The organism is Arthrobacter glacialis (assembly GCF_002909415.1).
In the GTDB taxonomy this organism is placed as follows: domain Bacteria; phylum Actinomycetota; class Actinomycetes; order Actinomycetales; family Micrococcaceae; genus Specibacter; species Specibacter glacialis.
In genome coordinates this window covers 45,166-66,800 of the sequence record NZ_PPXB01000002.1, presented here as the reverse complement: position 1 = coordinate 66,800, position 21,635 = coordinate 45,166, and the positions used below count along the sequence as shown (strand labels likewise).

16 protein-coding genes are annotated in these 21,635 nt (G+C 63.2%); 7 read left to right on the top strand and 9 right to left on the bottom strand.

The annotated features are described in order from the left end of the window. Positions 1-33: 33 nt before the first annotated feature. Positions 34-726 carry a GTP pyrophosphokinase gene (locus tag CVS28_RS02430; protein WP_103480511.1) on the bottom strand — a complete coding sequence of 231 codons (693 nt, stop codon included), beginning with the start codon at positions 724-726 and terminating at the stop codon, positions 34-36. A 315-nt stretch (positions 727-1,041) separates the two neighbouring features. On the opposite strand from CVS28_RS02430, the gene CVS28_RS02425 reads away from it, so the two are divergent. From CVS28_RS02425 to CVS28_RS02415, 3 genes are all read left to right on the top strand, one after another. Continuing rightward, positions 1,042-2,427, top strand: coding sequence for a glycine--tRNA ligase (locus CVS28_RS02425; protein ID WP_103467425.1), 1,386 nt, complete (start codon positions 1,042-1,044; stop codon positions 2,425-2,427). A 2-nt stretch (positions 2,428-2,429) separates the two neighbouring features. Then, positions 2,430-3,419, top strand: coding sequence for a GNAT family N-acetyltransferase (locus CVS28_RS02420; protein WP_103467424.1), 990 nt, complete (start codon positions 2,430-2,432; stop codon positions 3,417-3,419). 307 nt (positions 3,420-3,726) lie between these two features. Continuing rightward, a complete protein-coding gene (locus CVS28_RS02415; RefSeq protein WP_103480510.1) occupies positions 3,727-5,034 on the top strand; it encodes a YibE/F family protein in 1,308 nt (435 codons plus the stop codon). 32 nt (positions 5,035-5,066) lie between these two features. Here CVS28_RS02415 and CVS28_RS02410 read toward each other — a convergent pair whose 3' ends face one another. Then, positions 5,067-7,235 carry an ABC transporter permease gene (locus CVS28_RS02410; protein WP_207797152.1) on the bottom strand — a complete coding sequence of 723 codons (2,169 nt, stop codon included), beginning with the start codon at positions 7,233-7,235 and terminating at the stop codon, positions 5,067-5,069. Between the two features lie 151 nt (positions 7,236-7,386). Here CVS28_RS02410 and CVS28_RS02405 point away from each other — a divergent pair, with 151 nt between their 5' ends. After that, positions 7,387-8,049 carry a TetR/AcrR family transcriptional regulator gene (locus tag CVS28_RS02405; RefSeq protein WP_103467422.1) on the top strand — a complete coding sequence of 221 codons (663 nt, stop codon included), beginning with the start codon at positions 7,387-7,389 and terminating at the stop codon, positions 8,047-8,049. Here the strand turns inward: CVS28_RS02405 and CVS28_RS02400 are convergent. The 7 genes from CVS28_RS02400 to CVS28_RS02370 all read right to left on the bottom strand — a co-directional run bounded on the left by CVS28_RS02400 (position 8,046) and on the right by CVS28_RS02370 (position 16,376). Beyond that, positions 8,046-9,215, bottom strand: a complete 1,170-nt coding sequence (locus CVS28_RS02400) for an FAD-dependent oxidoreductase (RefSeq protein WP_165788031.1) — start codon at positions 9,213-9,215, stop codon at positions 8,046-8,048. The two genes, CVS28_RS02405 and CVS28_RS02400, sit on opposite strands and share 4 nt — an antisense overlap. Beyond that, entirely contained in the window at positions 9,208-9,948 is a 741-nt protein-coding gene (locus tag CVS28_RS02395; RefSeq protein WP_103480508.1) for a class I SAM-dependent methyltransferase, read from the bottom strand. Before CVS28_RS02395 ends, CVS28_RS02400 begins: the two co-directional genes overlap by 8 nt. After that, on the bottom strand, positions 9,926-11,113 hold the full coding sequence (locus CVS28_RS02390; RefSeq protein WP_103467419.1) for a type III polyketide synthase: 1,188 nt from the start codon (positions 11,111-11,113) through the stop codon (positions 9,926-9,928). The genes CVS28_RS02395 and CVS28_RS02390 overlap by 23 nt, the downstream gene beginning before the upstream one ends. An 86-nt stretch (positions 11,114-11,199) precedes the next feature. Further along, on the bottom strand, positions 11,200-12,354 hold the full coding sequence (locus CVS28_RS02385) for a magnesium and cobalt transport protein CorA (protein ID WP_103467446.1): 1,155 nt from the start codon (positions 12,352-12,354) through the stop codon (positions 11,200-11,202). Positions 12,355-12,643: 289 nt separating this feature from the next. Further along, the gene (locus CVS28_RS02380; RefSeq protein WP_103467418.1) at positions 12,644-13,216 is read right to left on the bottom strand and encodes a TetR/AcrR family transcriptional regulator; all 573 of its coding nucleotides are present in this window, start codon (positions 13,214-13,216) and stop codon (positions 12,644-12,646) included. A 70-nt stretch (positions 13,217-13,286) separates the two neighbouring features. Beyond that, entirely contained in the window at positions 13,287-15,635 is a 2,349-nt protein-coding gene (locus tag CVS28_RS02375; RefSeq protein ID WP_103480507.1) for a YhgE/Pip family protein, read from the bottom strand. Then, on the bottom strand, positions 15,636-16,376 hold the full coding sequence (locus CVS28_RS02370) for an ATP-binding cassette domain-containing protein (RefSeq protein ID WP_165788030.1): 741 nt from the start codon (positions 16,374-16,376) through the stop codon (positions 15,636-15,638). It abuts the gene before it with no gap. A 426-nt stretch (positions 16,377-16,802) separates the two neighbouring features. Between CVS28_RS02370 and dusB the strand changes: the two genes are divergently transcribed. The 3 genes from dusB (at position 16,803) to dnaG (ending at position 21,574) form a co-directional block, all read left to right on the top strand. Continuing rightward, a complete protein-coding gene (gene dusB / locus CVS28_RS02365; protein WP_207767580.1) occupies positions 16,803-17,984 on the top strand; it encodes a tRNA dihydrouridine synthase DusB in 1,182 nt (393 codons plus the stop codon). 275 nt (positions 17,985-18,259) lie between these two features. Further along, positions 18,260-19,534, top strand: a complete 1,275-nt coding sequence (locus tag CVS28_RS02360) for a deoxyguanosinetriphosphate triphosphohydrolase (protein WP_103467415.1) — start codon at positions 18,260-18,262, stop codon at positions 19,532-19,534. A gap of 36 nt (positions 19,535-19,570) precedes the next feature. Continuing rightward, entirely contained in the window at positions 19,571-21,574 is a 2,004-nt protein-coding gene (gene dnaG, locus CVS28_RS02355) for a DNA primase (protein WP_103480505.1), read from the top strand. Positions 21,575-21,635 lie beyond the last annotated feature (61 nt).

Sequence of the window (21,635 nt, the reverse complement as noted above, 5' to 3'; positions counted from 1 at the left end):
AACGTCCGGGGCAGCCTTGCGGAAGTTCCCCGGCTAGTCTGATGTGCTCCGAGGAATCTTGCCTTGGACATCATCGTGAATGCGTTCCATCTTTGTGTCGAGCCGGCTGGCCACGACAGCTGCTTCCTGGAGTTCCGCGAGTATGGATGCCGGTATGGCGTGATCGTATTTGTAGTAGATCTTGTGTTCGAGACTTGCCCAGAAGTCCATGGCCACGGTGCGGATCTGTAATTCAACATGCATGTTCTGAATGGATTCCGACAGGAAGATCGGCACCCGGACGATGAGGTGAAGGCTCTTATATCCGTTGGGTTTGGGGTTGGCGATGTAATCCTTAGTCGCCACTACAGTGATGTCCTGCTGCGAGCTGATCATCTTGGCAAGCCAGTAGGCGTCCGACTGGAAACTGCACACAATCCGAACACCAGCCACATCGAGCACGTTCTTGCTCAGCGACTCAAAGCTTAGGGGTATTTCTCGGCGCCGCGCCTTGTCCAAAAGGCTTTCGGGAGACTTGAGACGAGAACTGACGTGTTCTATTGGACTGTAGTCGTGCAGATGCTCGAACTCAGTTTTGAGGATGTTGATCTTTGTCATGATCTCCTCTATCGCGAACTGATAGTTGAGCAGGAAGCGTGCCAACCCATCACGCAGCGCTTTCCCTTCAGCCATTCGGTGAATGGCCTCTGGATCATCGCTGTCGAACCATTCGTTAAGTTCGATCATTCAAGAGTCTCCTGATACTGCCTCGGTTTGGGTCTTCGTCGATGGGTAGCTCATCAGCTGTTGGAAGCCGAAGGTCCGGCGAAACCCTGGACCGACCGAAGAGGACCCCCTCGCCCGGAGGGCCTTGTGCTCGCCGGGCGCGGAGTCCCTTTCCTACAGTTTATGGCAACGGTGTCGTTGCCTGACCGTTAATGGCGCGCAGATGTGTCAATCAGAACATGCAGCCCGGAATAATTCACCCAAACACTAACCCACCGGTAGCATTGTCCACGGACGGACCGCACCCAGCGGCCTCGTAATTAATAGGAGTAAACAGTGGCGCCTCAGTCCAAGCTTGACCAGGTCATTTCACTCGCGAAACGTCGCGGCTTTGTTTTTCAGGCCGGTGAGATTTACGGCGGTTCACGGTCGGCCTGGGATTACGGCCCCCTCGGCGTTGAGCTGAAGGAAAACATCAAGCGCGAATGGTGGCAGTCGTTTGTGCGCGGGCGCGAGGACATGGTGGGACTGGATTCCTCCATCATCTTGCCCAAGGCCGTCTGGGAAGCCTCAGGCCACGTGGCAACATTCACCGACCCGCTGGTCGAGTGCACCCAGTGCCACAAGCGCCACCGCCAGGACCACCTCACCGAAGCCTTTGAGGCCAAGAAGGGCCGCCAGCCGGAAAACGGCATGGATGACATCGTGTGCCCCGACTGTGGCACCAAGGGCCAGTGGACCGAGCCGCAGCTCTTCTCCGGCCTGATGAAGACGTTCCTGGGCCCGGTCGACAGTGAGGCCGGCATGGCCTACATGCGCCCGGAAACCGCGCAGGGCATCTTTGTGAACTTCAACAACGTGCTCACCACGTCCCGCAAGAAGCCCCCGTTCGGCATTGGCCAGATCGGCAAGGCCTTCCGGAACGAGATCACACCCGGAAACTTCATCTTCCGCACCCGTGAATTCGAGCAGATGGAAATCGAGTTCTTTGTGCCCGGCGAAGACGCCGAGAAGTGGTTCAAGGAATGGGTTGAACTGTGCTGGGACTGGTTCATCGATTTGGGCATCAACCCGGAGAACATGCGCCGCTTTGACGTCCCCGAGGACGAGCGCGCCCACTACTCCGCCGGCACCATCGACTTTGAGTACAACTTCGGTTTCCAGGGCTCCAAGTGGGGCGAGCTCATGGGCGTCGCCAACCGCACCGACTACGACCTGGGCTCGCACACCAAGGGCTCCGGCACGGACCTGAGCTACTTCAACCAGGCCACGGGCGAGCGGTTCACCCCCTACGTCATTGAGCCTTCCTTCGGCCTGACCCGTTCCATGATGGCGTTCCTGGTGGACGCATTCGTTGAGGACGAGGCACCCAACGCCAAGGGCGGCGTGGACAAGCGCACTGTCCTGAAGCTGGATCCGCGACTGGCCCCCGTCAAGGCTGCGGTCCTGCCGCTGAGCCGCAACGAGGACCTGTCCCCGAAGGCCAAGGAGCTTGCCAACACCCTGCGCAAGCACTGGAACATCGAGTTCGACGACGCCGGCGCCATTGGCCGCCGCTACCGCCGCCAGGACGAGATCGGCACCCCGTTCTGCATCACCGTTGACTTTGAAACCCTCGAGGACAACGCCGTGACCATCCGTGAGCGCGACACCATGAGCCAGGAGCGCGTGCCCCTGGATCAGGTGCAGGCGTACCTGGCCACCCGCCTCCTGGGTGCCTAAGCATGGCTGAGCTGACATACCGGCCCTGGCGCGACGGCGACGACCTGACTCTTTTGGAGATTTGGGGAGACGCTGACTCCGCCCCGGCCGGGCAGTTCCGGGCCGCGCTGGCGCCGGAGCAGGACGCCAATCCGTGGCGGCGCACCATCGTGGCCGAAGACCAGGGCATCCCGGTCGCTGCCGGCGTCGTGTACTCCACCAAACTTCACCCGGCCCGATTGTGGGCCTACGTGGAGGTTGCCAAGGACCACCGCCGTGCCGGCGTTGCTGCCACCTTGCTGACCATGCTGCGCCGTGAAGCCCAAGGCGCGCTTGAGGCTGGCTTGGTCAGTACGACGGCGTTGCGCACCAAGGTTGCCCCGGAGACTTCCGGGGCTGCGTTTGCGCAGGCCATGGGCTTGGGCGTGCTGCAGCGCAACAGGGTCATTGAGGTGGGCCCCGGCGCACTCAAGCTCCCCAGCTTTGGTGAAGGCACCGAGGAGGAGGCCACTGCCCGTCTTCAGGACCTGGCCACGGGTTCCGTTGAGCTGACGGATGTTGTGGGCCGCTACTACGAGTCCGTGAACCAGTGGGATCCAACCGGACCCCTGAGCCCCGGTGTTGTACAGCGGATGTTCCTGGATGACCTCACGGGTGCCCACGGTGCCCTGGTGCTGCGGGCCGAGCCGGCCAGCGCCTTTGGTGCCGATGTTGCCCCCAGCAAGAAGGGCAAGATCCAGGCCTTCGCCTTGAGCTACTCGCAAGGCAGCATCGAGACAAACGAGGACATTCCCGCCAGCGCCTCCGAGGTGTTCGTGGGTGTGGAGCCAACGTTGGGCCATGATGAAGCCGTGCAGGCGGTCTACGACCTCCTGGCACTCATCACGCACCAGTACCCCGTGCTGCTTGAATTGGATGACTCCATGGAAGCCCTTGCGGCCGTGGTCAATCCGATGATTGCCGTGGGCGCTGCCAAGGTTCGCGGCAACGAAACACTCGTCGTCGGGGAGTAGCACCAATCGTTCCGCCGCCGGACTCACCTCCGGCGGCGGACCGGCCCCGGCGCTCTCGCGAGGTGGGGGCTGGTGCCCGCACCGCGCCACACACGACTCCGTCGGTGTGTCCGCGGCGGCGCCCACCACACCGCCAGCCCCCACCGTCGCTGCGCGCCGGGGTCTGTGACGCAGTTGTTGCACCAATTTCATCGAAATTCGGTGTTTTCCGTGTAACAACTGCGTCACAGATCCCCGGGACGGCTCGTTGAGATACTCGATAAACACCTCCAGACGCACGCAACCACAGAAGGGGCGCACGCCGCCTATGGGACACTCGCATTCGCACGGTGACACTGACGATTCATTGCTGAGCCGGGCCGAGCTGCGCAGCCGCAATGCTGTGCGGCGCCGGGCTGTGGTTCTGCTGAGCTGGATACTGGCGCCACTGGCGGTGCTCACACTGGTGGCCATGGCGTTCATGTGGCCCGGAGGTGGCAACGAGACGCCGGCTGCCGGGAACCCGTATGCCGCCGCGCCGGGGGCGAGCATCGAGACCGGGGTTGTGCAGCGCACAGCCACCCAGGACTGTCCCGGCAGCGCCGCAGGCATGCCGGCGAGTAGCTGCTTCATCGCCTACACGTCGGTGGACGGAGGCGCCGAGGTGCCAGTTGTGGTCAGCCCCGACATTATCCAGGCCCGCGGCGTGAACGCCGGTGACAAGATCACCTTCCTGAACCTTTCCGAACTGCCGGGCATGACCGGGAACCAGAATCCCGGCACCCAGTACGTGTTCATGGATTTTGTCCGCACCATGCCCATGGGACTGCTTGCTGCACTGTACGCGGTGGTGGTCATAGCCGTGGCCAGGTGGCGCGGGCTGCGGGCCATCGTAGGACTGGGCGGGGCCTTTGCCGTGCTGGCCTGGTTCATTCTGCCCGCCCTGGCCCAGGGACAGCCGCCGCTGCTGGTGGCTTTGGTGGGATCCTCGGCCATTATGTTTGGCGTGCTCTACTTTGCCCATGGTTTCTCCGCCCGCACATCCACGGCATTGTTGGGAACATTGTTTGGGCTGGCCGTCACCGCGGGAATGGCCTACTGGGCGGTGGACGCGGCGGCACTGACCGGCACCTCAGATCACAACTCGTATCAGTTGTTGAGCCTCACCCAGGGAATGTCACTGTCCGGGATGATCCTGTGCGGGCTGGTCATTTCCGGCTTGGGCGTGCTGAACGACGTCACCATCACCCAGTCCTCGGCCGTCTGGGAACTGTACGAACTTGCCCCGCACACCAGCACCCGCGAGCTGTTCACCTCCGCCATGCGCATTGGGCGCGACCATATCGCCTCCACCGTTTACACCATCGCCTTCGCCTACGCAGGAAGCGCCCTGCCGGTGCTGCTGATGGTTTCCCTCTATGATCAGCCCCTGATGAACGCATTGACCAGTGCCGAACTTGCCGAGGAAGTGGTGCGCATTCTGGTGGGCTCCATTGGCTTGGTGCTGGCAGTGCCCGTGACGACGGCTGTGGCGGTTGCCGTGGTGAAATCAACGGGGCGGAAGGCCGCGATGGACAAAACCGCGGTGGACAAGGCCGCGACAACGTCTGAGCCTGTGGACATGCCTGTGGGCTGACCGCCGTGAAGGCGCTCAGCCCACAGGAAAAGCTACGCCGAGACAGCTTCCCTGGCAGGCGCCACGGCAGGCTGAGCCTCGTCCGGATCGATGGGATGCAGCTCGGTGCGCGGGGGCTTGATCTTGTCGATCATCATGAGCACGATCAGGGACCCTACGCCCCAGAAACCCAACGTGAGCAGGTGATGCCCTACCGTGTCGGCGCCAAAGTACAGGATTGAGCGGACGGATTCCACCGCCGCGGGCATGGGCAGGATCCCATGAAGAACCCGGAAAATCTCCGGCTCCATGTAGACCGACAGGCCGCCACCGGAGGCAGGAACGCCGACGAGCATCATGAGCCCGATCACCGGAATGATGGAGAGCATTCCGATGAGACGCTCAACTACAGCGGAGAACATGGCCACGGCGAAGACCGCGATGGCGCCAACACCCCACAGTTGCCAGAAATGGCCGTCAACGCTGCCCGTGATGGGTCCGGCAATCAGCCACAGGACTGCTGAAATAAACACCGACCATGCCGCGACAATGGGCACGAGCTTGGGCAACGGGCGGGACTTCGGGGCGGCGTTCGCGCCGACGATGATGATCATGAAGCCGGCCAGAATCCAACCCATGGCGATGTACATGCTCACCGAGCCCATCGTGTCATTTGAATGCAGTGGCGCAATTTCATCGCCCACCATGTCCACCTTCAGTCCAGCGGCAACCTGTCCAAAGACAGCTGTGACCACCTGCTGTGCGCTGGAGCCGCCAGCCTGATTGGTCACCAGCGTTGCTGCCGGCTTCTCTGCCGAGGGGAGCACGAAGGCCGCCGTGACTGTGCGGTCCTGTACCTGGGCATGTGCCTCCTCGGTGGAATCAACGGCCCTCAGCTCAAACAGGCCGGGCATGTTCTCATCAAGTCCGTCTACTGCCTGCTGCGCTTGAGCGACGGTGGTCCCCACGATCGCGATGGGCATGTTTTGCGGCATCGGAGCGGACATGGCGCCGAGCATCACTGAAATCATCATGGTGACCATTCCCAAGGGGAACAGGAGCAGTGCGCCGTAGCGCCAGAAACGGCTCTTGGGGCGGGGTCCGCCGTGCAGCGAGGGAATGCTCGGCTTGGGACCGGTGGCGTTGGGATTGCTGCGCCGTTTGCGGGCATCAACTGCCAGAGTCAACATCAAGGCAAGGACTCCGCCGATGATCAGGACCAGCAGGTGAGGCCAAACCCCTGCACCGTCAAAGTACAGGGCCGAGCGCAGGGCCTCGCCAATGGCCGGGGTGGGCAGGATTGAATGCAGGAAGGTAAAGAACCCGGGCATGGTGTAAACGGACATGCTCATATTGGAGGCTGGCATGCCCAGCACCGTGAGGAAGAGCATGGCAGCAATTGTTGCCATCGGGCCGAGGAAGCGGGTGAGGAGCAGTTGCACGGAACCAATGGCGAAAACGCCCAGCCACGCGATGCCCAGCACGGCCATCGCGTGTCCCTGCACCACCCCAAGTATCGGCCCGGTGACGGTCCAGACCAAGGCCGCGACCAGTGCCGCCCAGCCGGCCAGCAACGGGATGGCACGGCGGAAGCGCAAAAGTTCGGGGGAATTGGAGAGCACCATGCTGAAGGGCAGATAGCCGGCCATGACCAAGGCGGTGGCCAGGAACATGGCACCCAAACCGGCGGCGTCGGTGGCCGGCAGTGGGACTAGATCCTCGGTCTGTAATGTCAAACCCTCGGCCAATACGTGCGGGGCCAGCATCGCTTTGACCACTGAGGCCTGGGAGGAACCAGCGGCACTGGCGGTGAACACGGTGGCGGAGCCGTCGGCGATGTAGACGGCTCCGGAGACGTCCCGGTCTATGACCAGCTGGCGGGCGGACGCGGCGGAGTCGACGTTACGGACATTCACGGCATCCGGGTTCGAGGCGACAAGCGCGCCAACGAACTGATCGGCCTGCGCTGAGGAGCCGATGACGGCGATCGGCATGTTATTCGGTGAGGGTGCGTGCATGGTGCCCAAGTAACCGGTGACCATCATGCCGACCATGATCAGGGGCATCATGAACATGGCCACGTAGCGCCCGATCGTCTCGGCCTTGGCCCGCTTCGCGGCGGCAGCTTCGGCAGCGTCTTCAGGGGAGAGTTCGACGGCGTCGAGGTCCGGGGAATCCCCGCCCGGGGGATTCTCGATGTGGGTGTGGGACTTTTTACTCAAGCTCTTGCTCCTGTGGGTGGCGTGAAAAGTGGCGGTGATGGGCCTCAGATGTTAAATTTACGCCACGTGGCGTAAAAATGCGAATAGGCTAGGCGGAGACCGCAACGACGGGGCGAACACGGTACCGTTGGGAGTTGAGGAAAGGGGCCGCATGGGGCTGCACAGCGACAAGGCACGCGAAACGTTGTTGGATGCCGCCGAGGAACTCTTTGCCCTCCACGGCATTGACGCGGTATCCAACCGGCGGATCACCGAGCATGCCGGCACCGCCAACCACTCCGCCATCGCCTACCACTTTGGTGGCCGTGACGAGCTCCTGCGGGCATTGCTAAATCGCCATCTGGAGGAGATGGACAGGCGCCGGGTGGCCCTGGTTGCCGGACTTGCTCCTGACGCCACAGTGCGGGACCTGCTGGCCGCCCTGATCCTGCCCTGGATAGATCATCTGGCCTCGCTGCCAGTCCCCAGTTGGCGCGCCCGCTTCCTGTTCCAGGTGCGCTCCATTCCCTCGATGGGCGATGAGCTCGCAGGATCGGCCGTGCGCAACCCCGAAGTGGAGGAGCTGATCCGCCGCCTCCAAGCAGCCTTGGGGGACATTCCGCCGCGCGTTGTGCAGGGCCGTTCCATGATCCTGGGACCCATGGTTTTGGGCGTTTGCGCCGAATACGAGCAACGAATCCAGGACGGCACCCAAGAACCCAACTGGGCCGGTGTGGGCTACTTCTTCATCGACTCATGCACGGGCATGCTCGCCGCGCCCGTCACGCACCCCGACGATTTCCTCACGCTGCCCACCACACCCTATTTGCTCTAGGGCGCCCGCCACGGAGCCATGCTGAAACGCCGCGCCACCACGTCCCTGGGCCATTGGGCGCCGAACACCGCCCGGACCAGCTGGTGGCGTATGTCCAGGTACGACGCCGGGCCCGGGCGTCCCAGCACCATGTTCAGCCACGCCTGGGCCGAGGCTTGGGCTGCCGCGGCCAGGCGCGCATGTTCAAACGCTTCCAGTCGGCGCCCCGTGCGTTCCCCGCGCAGGGCGGCCACCATGATGGGGGCCAGGGCTGCGGCGTCCAGCCAGCCCAGATTCATGCCCTGGCCTCCGATGGGGCTGATCTCATGGGCGGCGTCGCCAATCAGCGCAACCCTTCCGGCCACCATGCGGGTGGCCAGCCGGGAGCGCACACCGAACGCGCTGAGCATGCTGTTTTCTGCCGCAGGCACCACCACGCCAGTGCGTTCGGCAATCAGCCCGGCCAGTTCCGCCGCGCCAGCGCCATCCAGCAGGGTGTCGGTGTGCACCACCCAGCGGCGCAGCCCGCCCGGCAGCGGAAACGACTCCACAATGCCGCCGGGTTCCAAATACAGCACGGCCGCTGAACCGTCGGATCCCGTGTCCGGAAAGTCACCCATCAAGTAGGTGTCGGGGTAGTTGCGCCCCCGTGTAGCGATGCCCAACTCTCGCCGCAGCATGGACTTGGCCCCGTCGGCACCCACCACCAGCCGGGCGGTGAAAGTCTGGTTCTCAACCCCTCCCGACCCTGCCCCGGCACTCGGGGCGGCTGTCAGCGTGACATGCGTTCCGGCGTCGTGCACGGCTGTGACTGCCAGGCCACGGAGCAAGGCGCCCGGGCACAGTTCGGCCACCCGCCCCTCAAGCAGGGCCTCGGTCCGTGCCTGCGGCAGGGCAAGGATGAACGGGTATGCATTGCCGATGCGATCGAAGCGCAGTTCGCTCACGTCCTTCCCGGCGCTGCGGGCCGCGCCGGCGGTGATGTGAACGCCGGCGCGGATCAATGCGGGGCCGATCCCCACCTGGGCGAGGGCGGCAAGGCCCGGGGGATGGATGCCTATGGCGCGCGAATGGTCGCTGCGTTCGGTGCGCTGCTCCAGGATGCGCACGTCCACACCCTGCTGGAGCAGGAGCGCGCCCAAATGTAGGCCCACCGGCCCGGCCCCCACAATCAGCACGTCAAGCATGGCGCTGCGCATCAGTTTCCGGGGTGTGGAGCAACAAATTCCGGTAGGGCCGCTCGGAGGCGACAACCCAGTTCGGGGGAGCCTGGGCGCGCAACTCGTCCGCTGTGTAACTGCGCCGGATGGAGGTGAGCCCGTCGCGGCGAATGAACGACCCCGGGAAGAAGGGCAGCGTCCCGGCCGCGAACAGGGCGTAGGCAAGGGGGCTGCGGGCAATGTCGCTGTGGATCACGGCCACCGTGGCCAGGTCGGCGGAGTCAGCCAACAACCCTGCAAACTCCTCCGCGGTGAGGTGGTGGAGTATGTGGTTGGAAATGACCACGTCGAACACGGCACCTTCGGCGGCCAGTTCGGAGCTGAAGGCCTTCCTGAACGAGAGGCGCGGCGCCGGCGTCTGGGCCTGGGCAAACGTAAAGGCCCGATCGTCCGGGTCAATGGCGGTGACTTCCAGCCACAAGCCGTCCGCCGCAGCCCAACGGGCCAGGCTGCGCGCTACGTCGCCGCCTCCACAGCCGATGTCGAGCAGGGTGGTTTTGCCCGTAGCGGAGAGCAGCGGCCGGATGCGGTGCCGGTAGTTGCTGCGCCAGCCCGAAACCACCGCGTTGATCCGCGGAAACTGGGCGTAGGTCCGTTGGAGTTTGCCAGGATCACAGTCCGGCTTGTCCATTTCCTCCACCACGTGTTGGTCCCGGGTGCGCAAGAACCGGCCGGAACTAGACCCTGACAACGTGGTCAAACTGGTTCCCTGCGCCCTGGCCGTCAAGGCTGGGCAGTTCTGAGACCTTGGTGAACAGCGATGTTTCCACCGTGAGTCCCGGGCCAAAGGCCATGCCGCAAATGCTCTCCCGTTCCTCCATGGAGGGTTGGTCCAGAATGTGTTTGAGCACAAAGAGCACGGTGGCGCTGCTCATGTTGCCGAAGTTGCGCAGGGTTTCCCTGGCCGGAACAAGTTGTTCGTCGCTGAGTTCCAGCTTGGCCTGGACCTTGTCCAGGATGCTCCGCCCGCCGGGGTGGATGGCCCAGTGCGCGATGTCGCCGTAGGGGATTCCCGCCAACGCGGGCGCCCTGGCAAGTAACGGCTCCAGTGCGCCCACAATGTGGTCATCAATGATCCTGGGAACATACGTGTCCAGCACCATTTCAAAGCCGTGGTCACCAATGTTCCAGGCCATGGAGTCTTCCCCCACGGGGGTGAGAACAGTTTCAAAATGGTCCAGTTCCAGAACGGGGCCGGAGTAGGGCAGTTCACGGGCGCTAACAATGGCAGCTCCGGCGCCATCTGCAAACAAGGAGGAACCCATGATGGTGTCGGGATCGTTGGAGGTCCGCACATGCAGCGAACAGAGTTCCACCGAAACCACCAGCACCACGGCGTTCGGATCCGCTTCACAAAACGCCTTGGCCGCCCGCAATGCAGGGAACGCCGCGTAACAGCCCATGAATCCCAGGTGGTAGCGCTGCACCGAAGGGTTGAGCCCCAGGGCACGGACAATCTTGTAGTCGGGGCCCGGGTTGAAGAAACCTGTGCAGGAAACTGTCACGACGTGCGTGATGTCTGCGGCGCCCAGCTCGCGGCAGGCCGCAAGTGCCTTGGCTGCGGCTTCAATGAACAAGGCCGTGGCCTCTGCCGCAAACAAGTCGTTGCGTTGCTTGGTGGTGGGGTTCAGCAGCAGCCCGGTTGCGCCGTCGTAAAACATGGGGTCGGGGCTGTGGAAGTCCAGGCTCATTTCGGCAACCGCCGTGTGTCTGGTGTCGATGGCTGCCGAATCAAAGCAGGTGCGCACCAGGCGTTGGCCCAGCCGGGTCAGCCCCGGCTGGGCGGCAAACACGTCCCGGGCCTGATGCTGGATCAAGATGGTGGCTGGAACTGCAGTTTCTAGGGCTCGCAACGTGACTGTCATAGTCCATTCTTAGGGCGGCCCGTGCTTGTGCACAATGGGGGCAGTACAAAAGACGCGACTATCTAAGGACTATGACGGAGTGCTGGCTAGATCCATTTGCGGTTCTTGAAGATGCCAAAAAGCACCACGCTGACCCCGAACATGGCTATCAGGGCCAGGGGGTAGCCCCACTCCCAATGCAGTTCTGGCATGGAATCAAAGTTCATGCCGTAGACGGTGCCCACCAGGGTGGGGGCGAACAAGATGGCAGCCCAGGCCGAGATCTTTTTGACCTCTTCATTCTGGTCATTGCTCGCCTCCGCCAGGTGCTTCATTTCCTCGTTCTGGCGCTGCGCCACCAGCGTGGCGTTAACGGTCAGGATGTCCCGGAGCATGAACCGGAATCCGTCAATCTTCTCGTTGACCTGTTTGACGTGGTCATCCACGTCGCGCAGGTACTGCTGCAGATCTTCGTTGATGCCGTACTTGGTGAAGCCGCCGGCCAGCGATTCCAGAATTCCCACCATGGGCTTGGTGGAACGCTGGAATTCAATGACTTCGCGGGAGAGCTCGTAGATGCGTCGTGACACTTGAGGATCACCACTGAACACTTCGGTCTCAATCTCGTCAATGTCATTCTCAAGACCCGTCACCACGGGCGCAAAGCCGTCCACCACGGTGTCCAAAATGGCGTACAGCACAGCCTCAGGGCCCAGCCGCAGCAGTGTTTGGTCCTGTTCCATGCGACGGCGCACGGTGGCCAGATCGGGGGAGTGGCCGTGCCGGACGGTGATGATGAAGTTGGGGCCAACAAAAATGTGCAGCTCACCAAACTCCACCTCCTCCTGTGATTCCAGGTAGCGGGTGGCCCGCAGCACCGCGAAGAGGGTGGTTCCGTAGCGTTCAATCTTGGAGCGCTGGTGGGCCATGACAGCGTCCTCCACGGCCAGCTCGTGCAGGTCAAATTCGGCGGCCAGTTCCTGCAGCTCCGCCTCTTCAGGGCGGACCAAGCCAATCCAGGCCATGGATCCGGGGGCCTTGTTCAGCTCCCGAAAAGTATCGGGCAGTGTGCTGGGGGAGGAAATTCGCTTGCCGTGAAGGTAAATGCCGGCGTCAACCATGCTGTTGCTCTTTTGCGGGAGGACGCGTTCGACGTCGTTGCCCGCCCTGCCAGCCGTGCCTGGGCCGGCCGGGGCAGGGGATTCGCGGGGCTTGAGGGGGACAAGGTTTTGCAGGCGCAAGGCAGTGCGGCGGGTGTTCATGGGGATTCCAAACATCAGTGAGGGAAAGGGCCAGTCATGCATGGCCAGCCTCGATGTGCCGCCGCATAGTGCGCATGTGCGTCAAAGCGCGAAAGCGCAGTGCAGAATGCCTTAGGCGGGGTAGGAGTGGGCCATGGAATACATACTTGGGGGTTCGGCCATCATGGCACTGACCACCTCTTTCCACGGCTTGCGCCCTCCCGGGCGTTTGAAACTCTCAAGGCTGAGAATATCAGCAAAGTATGCGTGCGCCTGTCCGGGCATTTTTTGCCGTTGCCCGAGCCTGCCCCTATTGGGCCAGGCGCCCCGAATAAGTAAAGAGAATGGCGGCAGCAACGTCCTCAACGGGCGTCTCCGGGGTGAACAGCAGCCATTCCAGCCCGCCCATGAGCGTTGCCCCGAAAATGCCGCCGGCCATCAACAAGCGGGTGGCCTCCGGAGTCTCCGCCGGAACCAGGGGGGCAAGCGCCGTGCCAATCTCGGAAACCCCTTCACGGCGCAGCCCGCTGACGGTGTGCTGCCAGACCCTGTCGGTGCGGAAAATTTCCGCAGCCATCAACTTTGCCAAGGCCCGGTTCTCCGCAATCAACGTCAGCATCTGCATGACCATGGCCTCGATGGCGCCAAAGCCGCTTGCTTGCTCGCGGGCCGTGCGCAGAGTTGCTGACAGCGAGCTGACCCCCGCCGTCAGCAACTCCTCAAACAGCTTGTCCTTGGAGGCAAAGTTGTAATACACGCTGCCCTTGGCCACCCCTGCCCGTTCGGCCACCTCTTCCATGGTGGTGCCAGAAATCCCGTGCAGCGCACCCAATTCCAGTGCGGCAGCCAGAATGGCCTGTTTAGTGGCAGATATGCGGGGCACGGGGGTTCCTTAGTTTTCTTGGGCTGGCACGGGCGTGGCTGGTACGTGGGCCGGAGGCCAACGCGGTTACTTACATCTCCAGCTCAGGATGCAGGCGCTTGATGGAGAAGACACGCTGGCGGCCGGCACAGAACGAGCTGACAGCCACCGATCCCAGTGCAAGTGCAGCAAGGAATGCCACCGAGATCCACAGCCGGGAGTCTATTCCACCAGTCATCAGCTCCCTAAGTCCACTCACCACATACGTGGCCGGCATGAAGGGGTGAAGTGCCTGGAAGAAACCGGGCGTGGTTTCCACCGGGTAGGTTCCACCGGAGGAGCTCAGCTGCAGCATCAGGAGCACCAGGCTGACCACACGCCCTGTAGCCGTGCCAAAAACAATGATGAACATTTGCTGCAAAGCAAGGAACGCCACGGTTGTCAGGTAGATGAACGCAGCCATGGCCACGGGGTAGACCGGTTTCATGTCCAGGCCCCACAGCAGCACGGCCATCATGATCAACACTTGGCCCAAGCCAATGGCCAAGGCAGGCAGCAGGCCCGTCAAAACGCTCCGCAGGCCATTGGCTCCGGCGGCCAGGGCCCTGGTGGGCAAGGCGCGCAGCAACAGCCAGGAAATCAAGGCGCCCACAAAGGTGGCCAGCGCAATGAAGAACGGGGCAAAACCCTCACCAAAACTCTTGGACTCATTGGACCACTGCGAGTTCACGGCCACGGGGGCCGCCAAAACCTGCGACTTTTTCTCCAGCAGATCGGCTGAATCGTTGGGGATGGCCTTGCCGCCGTCGTCCAGTTTGTCAGTGAGCTGCTGGCTGCCGGCGGCGAGCTTCTCGGCGCCTGCGGACAGTGTAGTTCCACCCTCCAGCAGCGTCCCGGTGCCTGTTGACAGCTCAGAGGTGCCGTTGCTCAACGTGCCTGCACCGGTGGCCAGCGCCGCGGCGCCGTCCTTGGCAGTGCCGGCGCCCGTGGAGAGGGCTGCCGCTCCGCCGGAAACCTTGGCGGCACCGTCAGCCACATCGGTAGAACCCGTTGCCGCGCTTTGGACGCCCTTGGCCAGCGTGGCCGCACCCGTATTCAGCGTGGTGGCGCCCTTGGCGAGCTTGTCGGCACCTGCCGCCGCATCGCTGACACCCGTGGAGAGCTTGGTGACGCCTACAGAAACCGCATCCGCACCGGCGGACAGCTTGGCAGCGCCCGCGGACAGGGGAGTGGTCCCATCGGATGAGAGTGCTTGCGCACCTGCCGCCAAGGTGCCGGCACCTGCCGCTACGGGGGAGGCAGCATCGGACTGGAGTTGCTTCAGGCTGTCCAGCAGTGCGCTCGCTGGGGTTCCCGGCGGCAGACTTTCAGTACTGGCGATCAGTTTGGCCAGCTGGGCTGAGGTTTGGGCGGCACCGGCAGCCACAGCATCGGCACTCGTGGCCAAAGTGTTTGCTGATCCGGACAGTTTGGCTGCGCTCGCGGACAGGGTTCCCGCACTGGACGACAGGGAGGCCGCGCCCTGGTCCAATTTCTGCGCATCCGGGATGGAACCGGTCAAACTGGTGGCCAGCTGGCCGGTTCCGACCGCAAGGGTGTTGCTGCCGGCTGCCAGCTGGGTGGCACCGGTGTTCAGCTGTCCCATCCCTGCCGCCAGCGAACCGGCTCCCGCCGAAAGAGATGACGCCCCGGTGTTCAAGGTTGCTGCCCCGCCGGCCAGCGTGTTGACGCCGTTGGAGAGGGCAGAGGCGCCGTCGGAGAGCGCAAGCGCACCATTGTTCAGGGTCACCGAGCCGCTGGCCAACGCCTTCATGCCAACCACCAGCTTCCCGGCACCGTCCTTGGCCGTGCCGATGCCCTCGGTGACTTCAGCGGAACCATCGGCCGCGGCACGCAGCCCGGCTCCGGCGTCGTGCAAGCCCACCAGCAGTGTGGAGGAGGTTTGCTCGCCCAGCTGCTCGGAGACGGCGTCACGGACCTGGGCCATGGCCTGCTTGCCCAAGACGCTGGAGAGGAAGTTGTTGGAATCGTTGAACTGGACATCCAGCATGGTCTGGGCTGGCTTGTCGGTGCCCACAGAGACGGCGTTGGCGGAGAATTCGCTGGGGATGGTCAGGGCGAAGTAGTACTTGCCACTGGCCACGCCCTGCGCGGCACCGTCGGAGTCCGTCTGCTCCCACTTCAGGTCCATGCCATCGAGCAGCTTGGTGGTCAGGTCCTGGCCGGCATGCACGGATTCGCCGCCATTGGTGGCACCCACGTCTTGGTTGACCAAGGCCACGGGTAGCCCATCCATGTGCTTGTCCGGTGCTTGGAACGCCCACAGGTACAGGGCGCCGTAGATCAGCGGAATGAACAGCATCACGGCAACGGCAATCTTGGGCATCTTGCCGCGCTTGAACCGGCTCAGTTCAGTGCCGGAGGATAAAAAGGCAAACATTTAGACGGTCTCCTCGATCAATTCTTGCTGTGATGGTGTTACTGATTCTGCGGATTCCTGGGGTCCGGGGGCGCTTTGGTGGGTGCTGATGTCCACCACGTTCGGCGCGATGTCCAGTTGGTCCCAGAGCTGCGCGTCCAGGGAAGAGGCGGAAACCACCACGTCCGTGCCAGCGCCGGCAAGGTGGGCCAGACGGTCCCAGATGATGGTGCGGGAGTCACTGTTGCGGATTTGTTCCAGATCATCCACCAAGAGGACGGCGGGGTTGCTCATCATGGCCAGGGCAATGCGAAGCAGGAACGCCTGCGTGTCGCTCAGATCCCAGATGACGGTGTTGGCATGGGGAATGGGCTCGCCGCCAAAGGTGGGGGCGCAGATTTCTGCCACGTCCACATCGTTGAGTTTGCGCACCCGGGACCACCAGGGGGAGATCCACGCGAGGCGTTCTTTCAGGGCCGCGCCTACTGTGACCGACTCCTCGAGCTCGTCAATGCCGTCGAAACCGGCAACCGAACTGATCTTTTGGACTGCGCGCAGTTTCTGGGGCAGTTCATGTCCGCCCACCTGGAGGCTTCCTTCCTGGTGCTTCATGCGGCCAGCCAAGGTCAGCAGCAGTGATGTCCGCCCGCTTCCGGCGTCGCCGCGGAGCACGTTGAGGCCGCCGTCAAGTTCAAAGGTGAGAGGGCCGTAAACAGGGCCGCGGCCTGCTGACAGCGCAAGGTTGTTGGCGTGAATCTGCACAGGGGTTCCTTCGTGTGAGGCAATTTTTTCGGTGTTCCGCCCGGGATCGTGCTGATCCCGGACGGAACTGAATTCGTGGCGAATTACGAATCTGAACTCGGATCCGGCCAGCCGTTGTTGTTGAGGTTAATCCGGTTCATCGCAATTCTTTGTACTGACCAGTCAGTCTAGCAATAATGTGAGGGCAGAATTTACTCGTGGCGGCGTGAGCTTGTTCACTGAGAGGAGGGATCGAGTCTGGGGGCGGCCGCCAAGATGAGAGCGCAGATACTGCGACTTCAAGCGCCGCAACTCGCACTATCTGCGCACTCGGGAGTGGACGGAATCGGTGCGCTCGGGAGCGGGCGGCGGCTCGGGAGTCGAGGGTGATGCATCGCTCGCCGGAGCGCGGGCGCTTAATTTGCACGGATTTGAGAGAATTGAACGGTGACTGTTACAGATATCCCCACCAGCGACACCAAACTGGACCTCCCGCCCCTGAAACTTGGCAACATCACCGTGAACACCCCGGTAGTGCTTGCCCCCATGGCCGGGATCACCAACACCGCCTTCCGCCGCCTCTGCCGCGAGCACGGTGGTGGCGTTTTTGTCTCCGAAATGGTCACCTCACGTGCCCTGGTGGAGCGCACACCCGAGTCCATGCGCCTGATCAGCCATGACGAGGATGAGAAGATTCGCTCCGTTCAGCTGTATGGCGTGGACCCCGAAACAGTGGGCAAGGCCGTGCGTATGCTGGTCGAGGAAGACCATGCGGACCACATTGACTTGAACTTTGGCTGCCCCGTGGCCAAGGTAACCCGCCGTGGTGGCGGCGCGGCGCTGCCGTGGAAGATCGATCTGTTCACCGCCATTGTGCAGACGGCTGTCCGGGAGGCCTCCAAGGGTGGCATCCCCTTGACCATCAAGATGCGCAAGGGCATCGACGATGACCACCTAACCTATTTGGAAGCCGGCCGCATAGCCCGCGACTCCGGTGTTGCCGCAGTGGCCTTGCACGGGCGCACGGCCAACCAGTTCTACTCGGGCAAAGCCGACTGGGATGCTATTGCGCGGTTGCGCGAGGCACTGCCGGATGTTCCCGTGTTGGGCAATGGTGACATTTGGAGCGCCGAGGATGCTATTGCCATGGTCCGCCAGACAGGTGTGGACGGCGTGGTGGTGGGCCGCGGCTGCCAGGGGCGTCCCTGGTTGTTTGCCGATTTGATGGCGGCCTTTGAGGGCAGCGACACCCGGCACAAGCCCGGGCTGGCCGAGGTTTCCGCAGCTGTGTACCGCCATGCAGAACTCCTCGTTGACACGTTCGACGACGAAAACAAGGCCCTGCGCGACATCCGCAAGCACATGGCCTGGTACTTCAAGGGCTACGTTGTGGGCGGCGAGCTCCGCGCGCAACTGTCTGCAGTGCCCACCCTTGAAGTTTTGCGCGGACTGCTCGATACGCTCGACATGGACTCCCCATACCCGGGCGTCGACGCCGAGGGCCCCCGTGGCCGCGCCGGCACTCCCAAGCGCACGGCACTGCCCGAGGGTTGGCTCAATGAGCGCACCCTGAGCGGCTCGCAAAAAGTGGAGCTCGTGGGCGCAGAACTGGACGTCTCCGGCGGCTAACGCGCTTCGCCCGCGCTTCGCCCGCGCTTCGCCCTGGCGGCGGGGCTGGCATTTCCTCGGCGAATATCCGACCCGTCGGCCGCGGGCGGCCTTTGGGGTCTCCTTTACGTCGCCTTCGAAAACACCAGCCCCGCCGCCAGCCCCCACCGTCGCTGCGCGTGTGACGAGTTGGCCACGCCGCCAGCCCCCACCGTTGCTGCGCGCGTGACGTGAGCGCCCTCAGCCCTGTGCACAATGTCCCTGAGTACGGTGGAGTTGGCCCTAAACTTGGGAACATGTCCTCAGATTCGCAGTCAGTGTACTTGCCCCATGATGAGCAACGGTGGGTGCAAGAGGCACCAAAAACCAGTTTCCGCACCGTGTTTGAGCGGGACAGGGCCCGGGTGCTGCACTCGTCCGCGCTACGCCGCCTCGGTGCCAAGACGCAGGTGGTGGCCCCGGACACCGATGACTTTGTCCGCACCCGCCTCACCCACAGCCTGGAAGTGGCCCAGATTGGCCGAGAACTTGGCCGCGTGCTGGGCTGCGACCCGGACGTTGTCGACACCGCCTGCCTCGCGCACGATCTTGGCCACCCGCCCTTTGGGCACAATGGCGAATCCGTGCTGAACGATCTCTCCCACACCATTGGCGGCTTCGAGGGCAACGCGCAGACGCTGCGCCTTTTGACCCGGCTTGAGTCCAAGGTGCTCACCTCCACCGGCGGCTCTGCAGGCCTGAACCTGAGCAGGGCTTCCTTGGATGCGGCGTCCAAGTACCCGTGGCTTGCTACGGATGCGCCCTTGATTGACGGCCTGCGGACCAGCAAGTTTGGCGCCTATGCCGACGATCTTCCCGTCTTCGCCTGGCTGCGGGAGGGAGCGCCCCAGGGCAAGAGCTGCATTGAGGCGCAGGTCATGGACCTCTCCGATGACATCTCCTACTCGGTCCATGACGTGGAGGATGCCATTGTGGCCGGCCACGTGCAGCTCAAATGGCTGGCCAACCAGGACCAGCGCAAAAGAGTTCTGGGCTACACCCAACAGTGGTACCTGCCAACAGTGGACACAGCAGAGATCGATGCTGCCCTGCAGAGGCTTGAGGCCACCGATGTGTGGGTTCGCCACGCTGACGGCAGCCGTGCGTCCATGGCGGCCCTGAAGGACATGACAAGCCAGCTGATCGGCCGCTTCTGCCAGAGCGCGGTGGGCGCCACCCAGGCCATCTATGGGACGCACCGCCTCGCGCGCTACGCAGCCGACGTCGTCGTACCTCATGAGACCGCCTTGGAAATTGCTGTCATGAAGGGCCTGGCCACCACCTTCGTCATGACCACCGACCACCGCCAGCCCATCTACCAGCGCCAGCAGGATGTGCTCAGCGAGCTGGTGGCGGTGCTTGATGCCACGGGAGATGCCCATCTGGAGACCATGTTCGCCTCTGATTGGCGGGACGCGGACGACGACGATGCCCGGCTTCGGGTGGTCATCGACCAGATCGCGTCGCTAACGGATGTATCGGCCCTGGCACTGCACGAGCGTCTGGTAGGGACCGAACGCACACTGCTGTAGGTAAGGGGCAGGCCGGCGCTCACGTAAACTGGCCGTGTGGCTGGGCTAATTAAACGAGAAGACATTGACGAGGTGCGAACACGCACCGACCTCAAGGAAATTGTTGACGCCTACGTCACCTTAAAATCTGCCGGAATTGGTTCATACAAGGGACTTTGTCCTTTTCACGATGAGCGCAGCCCGTCTTTCCATGTACGCCCGCAAATGGGATATTTCCATTGTTTTGGCTGCCAGGAGAGCGGCGATGTGATTTCCTTCATCCAAAAGATGGATCACATCTCCTTTTCCGAAGCTGTAGAGAAATTGGCCGGCCGCATCGGCTACGAACTGCGCTACGAGGACGGCGGCACGGGGCCGCGCCGCGAGGATGTGGGCAAGCGCCAGCGCCTCCTTGACGCACACAAGATCGCCGGCGAATTCTTCCGTGAGCAGTTGCTCACCCCTGCCGCAGCCACGGGCCGTGCATTTTTGTCCGAGCGCGGCTTTGACCGCGAGGCCGCGGAACGGTTTGGTGTGGGCTTCGCCCCGCAAGGCTGGGATGCCCTGCTCAAGCACCTTTCGGCCAAGGGTTTCACCCAGGAGGAACTCAAGCTCACAGGCATGTTCTCCGAGGGCAATCGCGGAATCTATGACCGTTTCCGGGGCCGCCTCATCTGGCCCATCCGCGACATTGCCGGGGACACTGTTGGTTTTGGTGCCCGGAAACTCTTTGACGACGACCAGGGCCCCAAATACCTCAACACCCCGGAAACCACCCTCTACAAGAAGTCCCAGGTGCTGTACGGGATTGACCTGGCCAAGAAGAGCATTGCCTCCAAACGCCAGCTGGTGGTGGTGGAGGGCTACACCGACGTCATGGCGTGCCACCTGGCCGGTGTGGACACGGCCGTGGCCACGTGTGGAACGGCGTTTGGTGCCGACCATATCAAGGTTGCCCGGCGCCTGCTCTCCGACGACGGCACGGGCGGGGAGGTGGTGTTCACCTTCGACGGCGACGCTGCCGGCCAGAAGGCAGCCCTGAAAGCCTTCGATGAGGACCAACGTTTTATTGCCCAAACTTTCGTGGCAGTGGAGCCAAGCGGGGCGGACCCCTGCGAGCTTCGCCAACGCAAGGGGGATGAGGCAGTTCATGCCTTGATCCGCTCGCGCAGGCCCTTGTTTGAATTCGCCATCCGCACCACTCTCGCGAAGTTTGACTTGAGCACGGTGGAGGGACGGGTCAACGGCCTGCGGGCCTCGGCGCCGGTCGTGGCAGATATCCGCGACGGCTCCACCCGAATGGGGTACAGCCAAGAGCTGGCAGGCTGGCTGGGCATGGCCGACCCGAACGAGGTTCTCCGGGCCGTCAAGACGGCCGAGCGCCGGGCCCACAGCCAGCCGGACGCCAAGGCGGGGGTGCGTGCGCCCGGCCAAGCGCATGCGCAGCCCGCCGGCCAGGGGCAGCCAAACACGCAGGGGCGTTCCGACGTCGGGCAGCAGCGCGGATCCGCATCCCACGGGGGACAGGGGCAGCTTGCCGACGACCAAGCAGAGCCGCAGCAAGCTGCAGACGCCAGGCCTGCCCTGGTGCGCCCGGATCCGCGCGACCCCCAGGGGCGCATGGAGCGGGAGGCGCTGGAAGTGGTATTGCAGCATCCCGGGCTGTTGACGGCGGGGAACTGGCAGCATTTTGCCGCCACCGAGTTTATGGTTCCGGCCTACAAAGCCGTCCAGCAGGGCATTGCCCTGGCGGGGGAGTCCGCGGAGGCTTCCTCCCAGTGGCTTGAGGCTGTGCGCTCCAACGTTCCGCCGGAGCTGGAATCGCTGGTTGCCGAGTTGGCGCTGAGTCCTCTGCCCGCCACGCGGGAAGACACGTTGATGCGCTACTGCCGCGATATTTTGCGCAGGCTCTTTGAACTGCAGATCACCCGGCTCAAGGAGGAGCGCCTGGGGGCCTTGCAGCGCATGGATCCTGCCCTTGACCCGGAGAGCTACCAGCTTCTACAGCGCGAGCTGATGGAGTTGGAAACAGCCCGCAGGCAGCTGCGCGGGGACGGCTAAGTCCCCAAGAAACACTCGATTTCACATCCTGCCCGTGGTTTGTTACTGTTGTTCCTGCGCG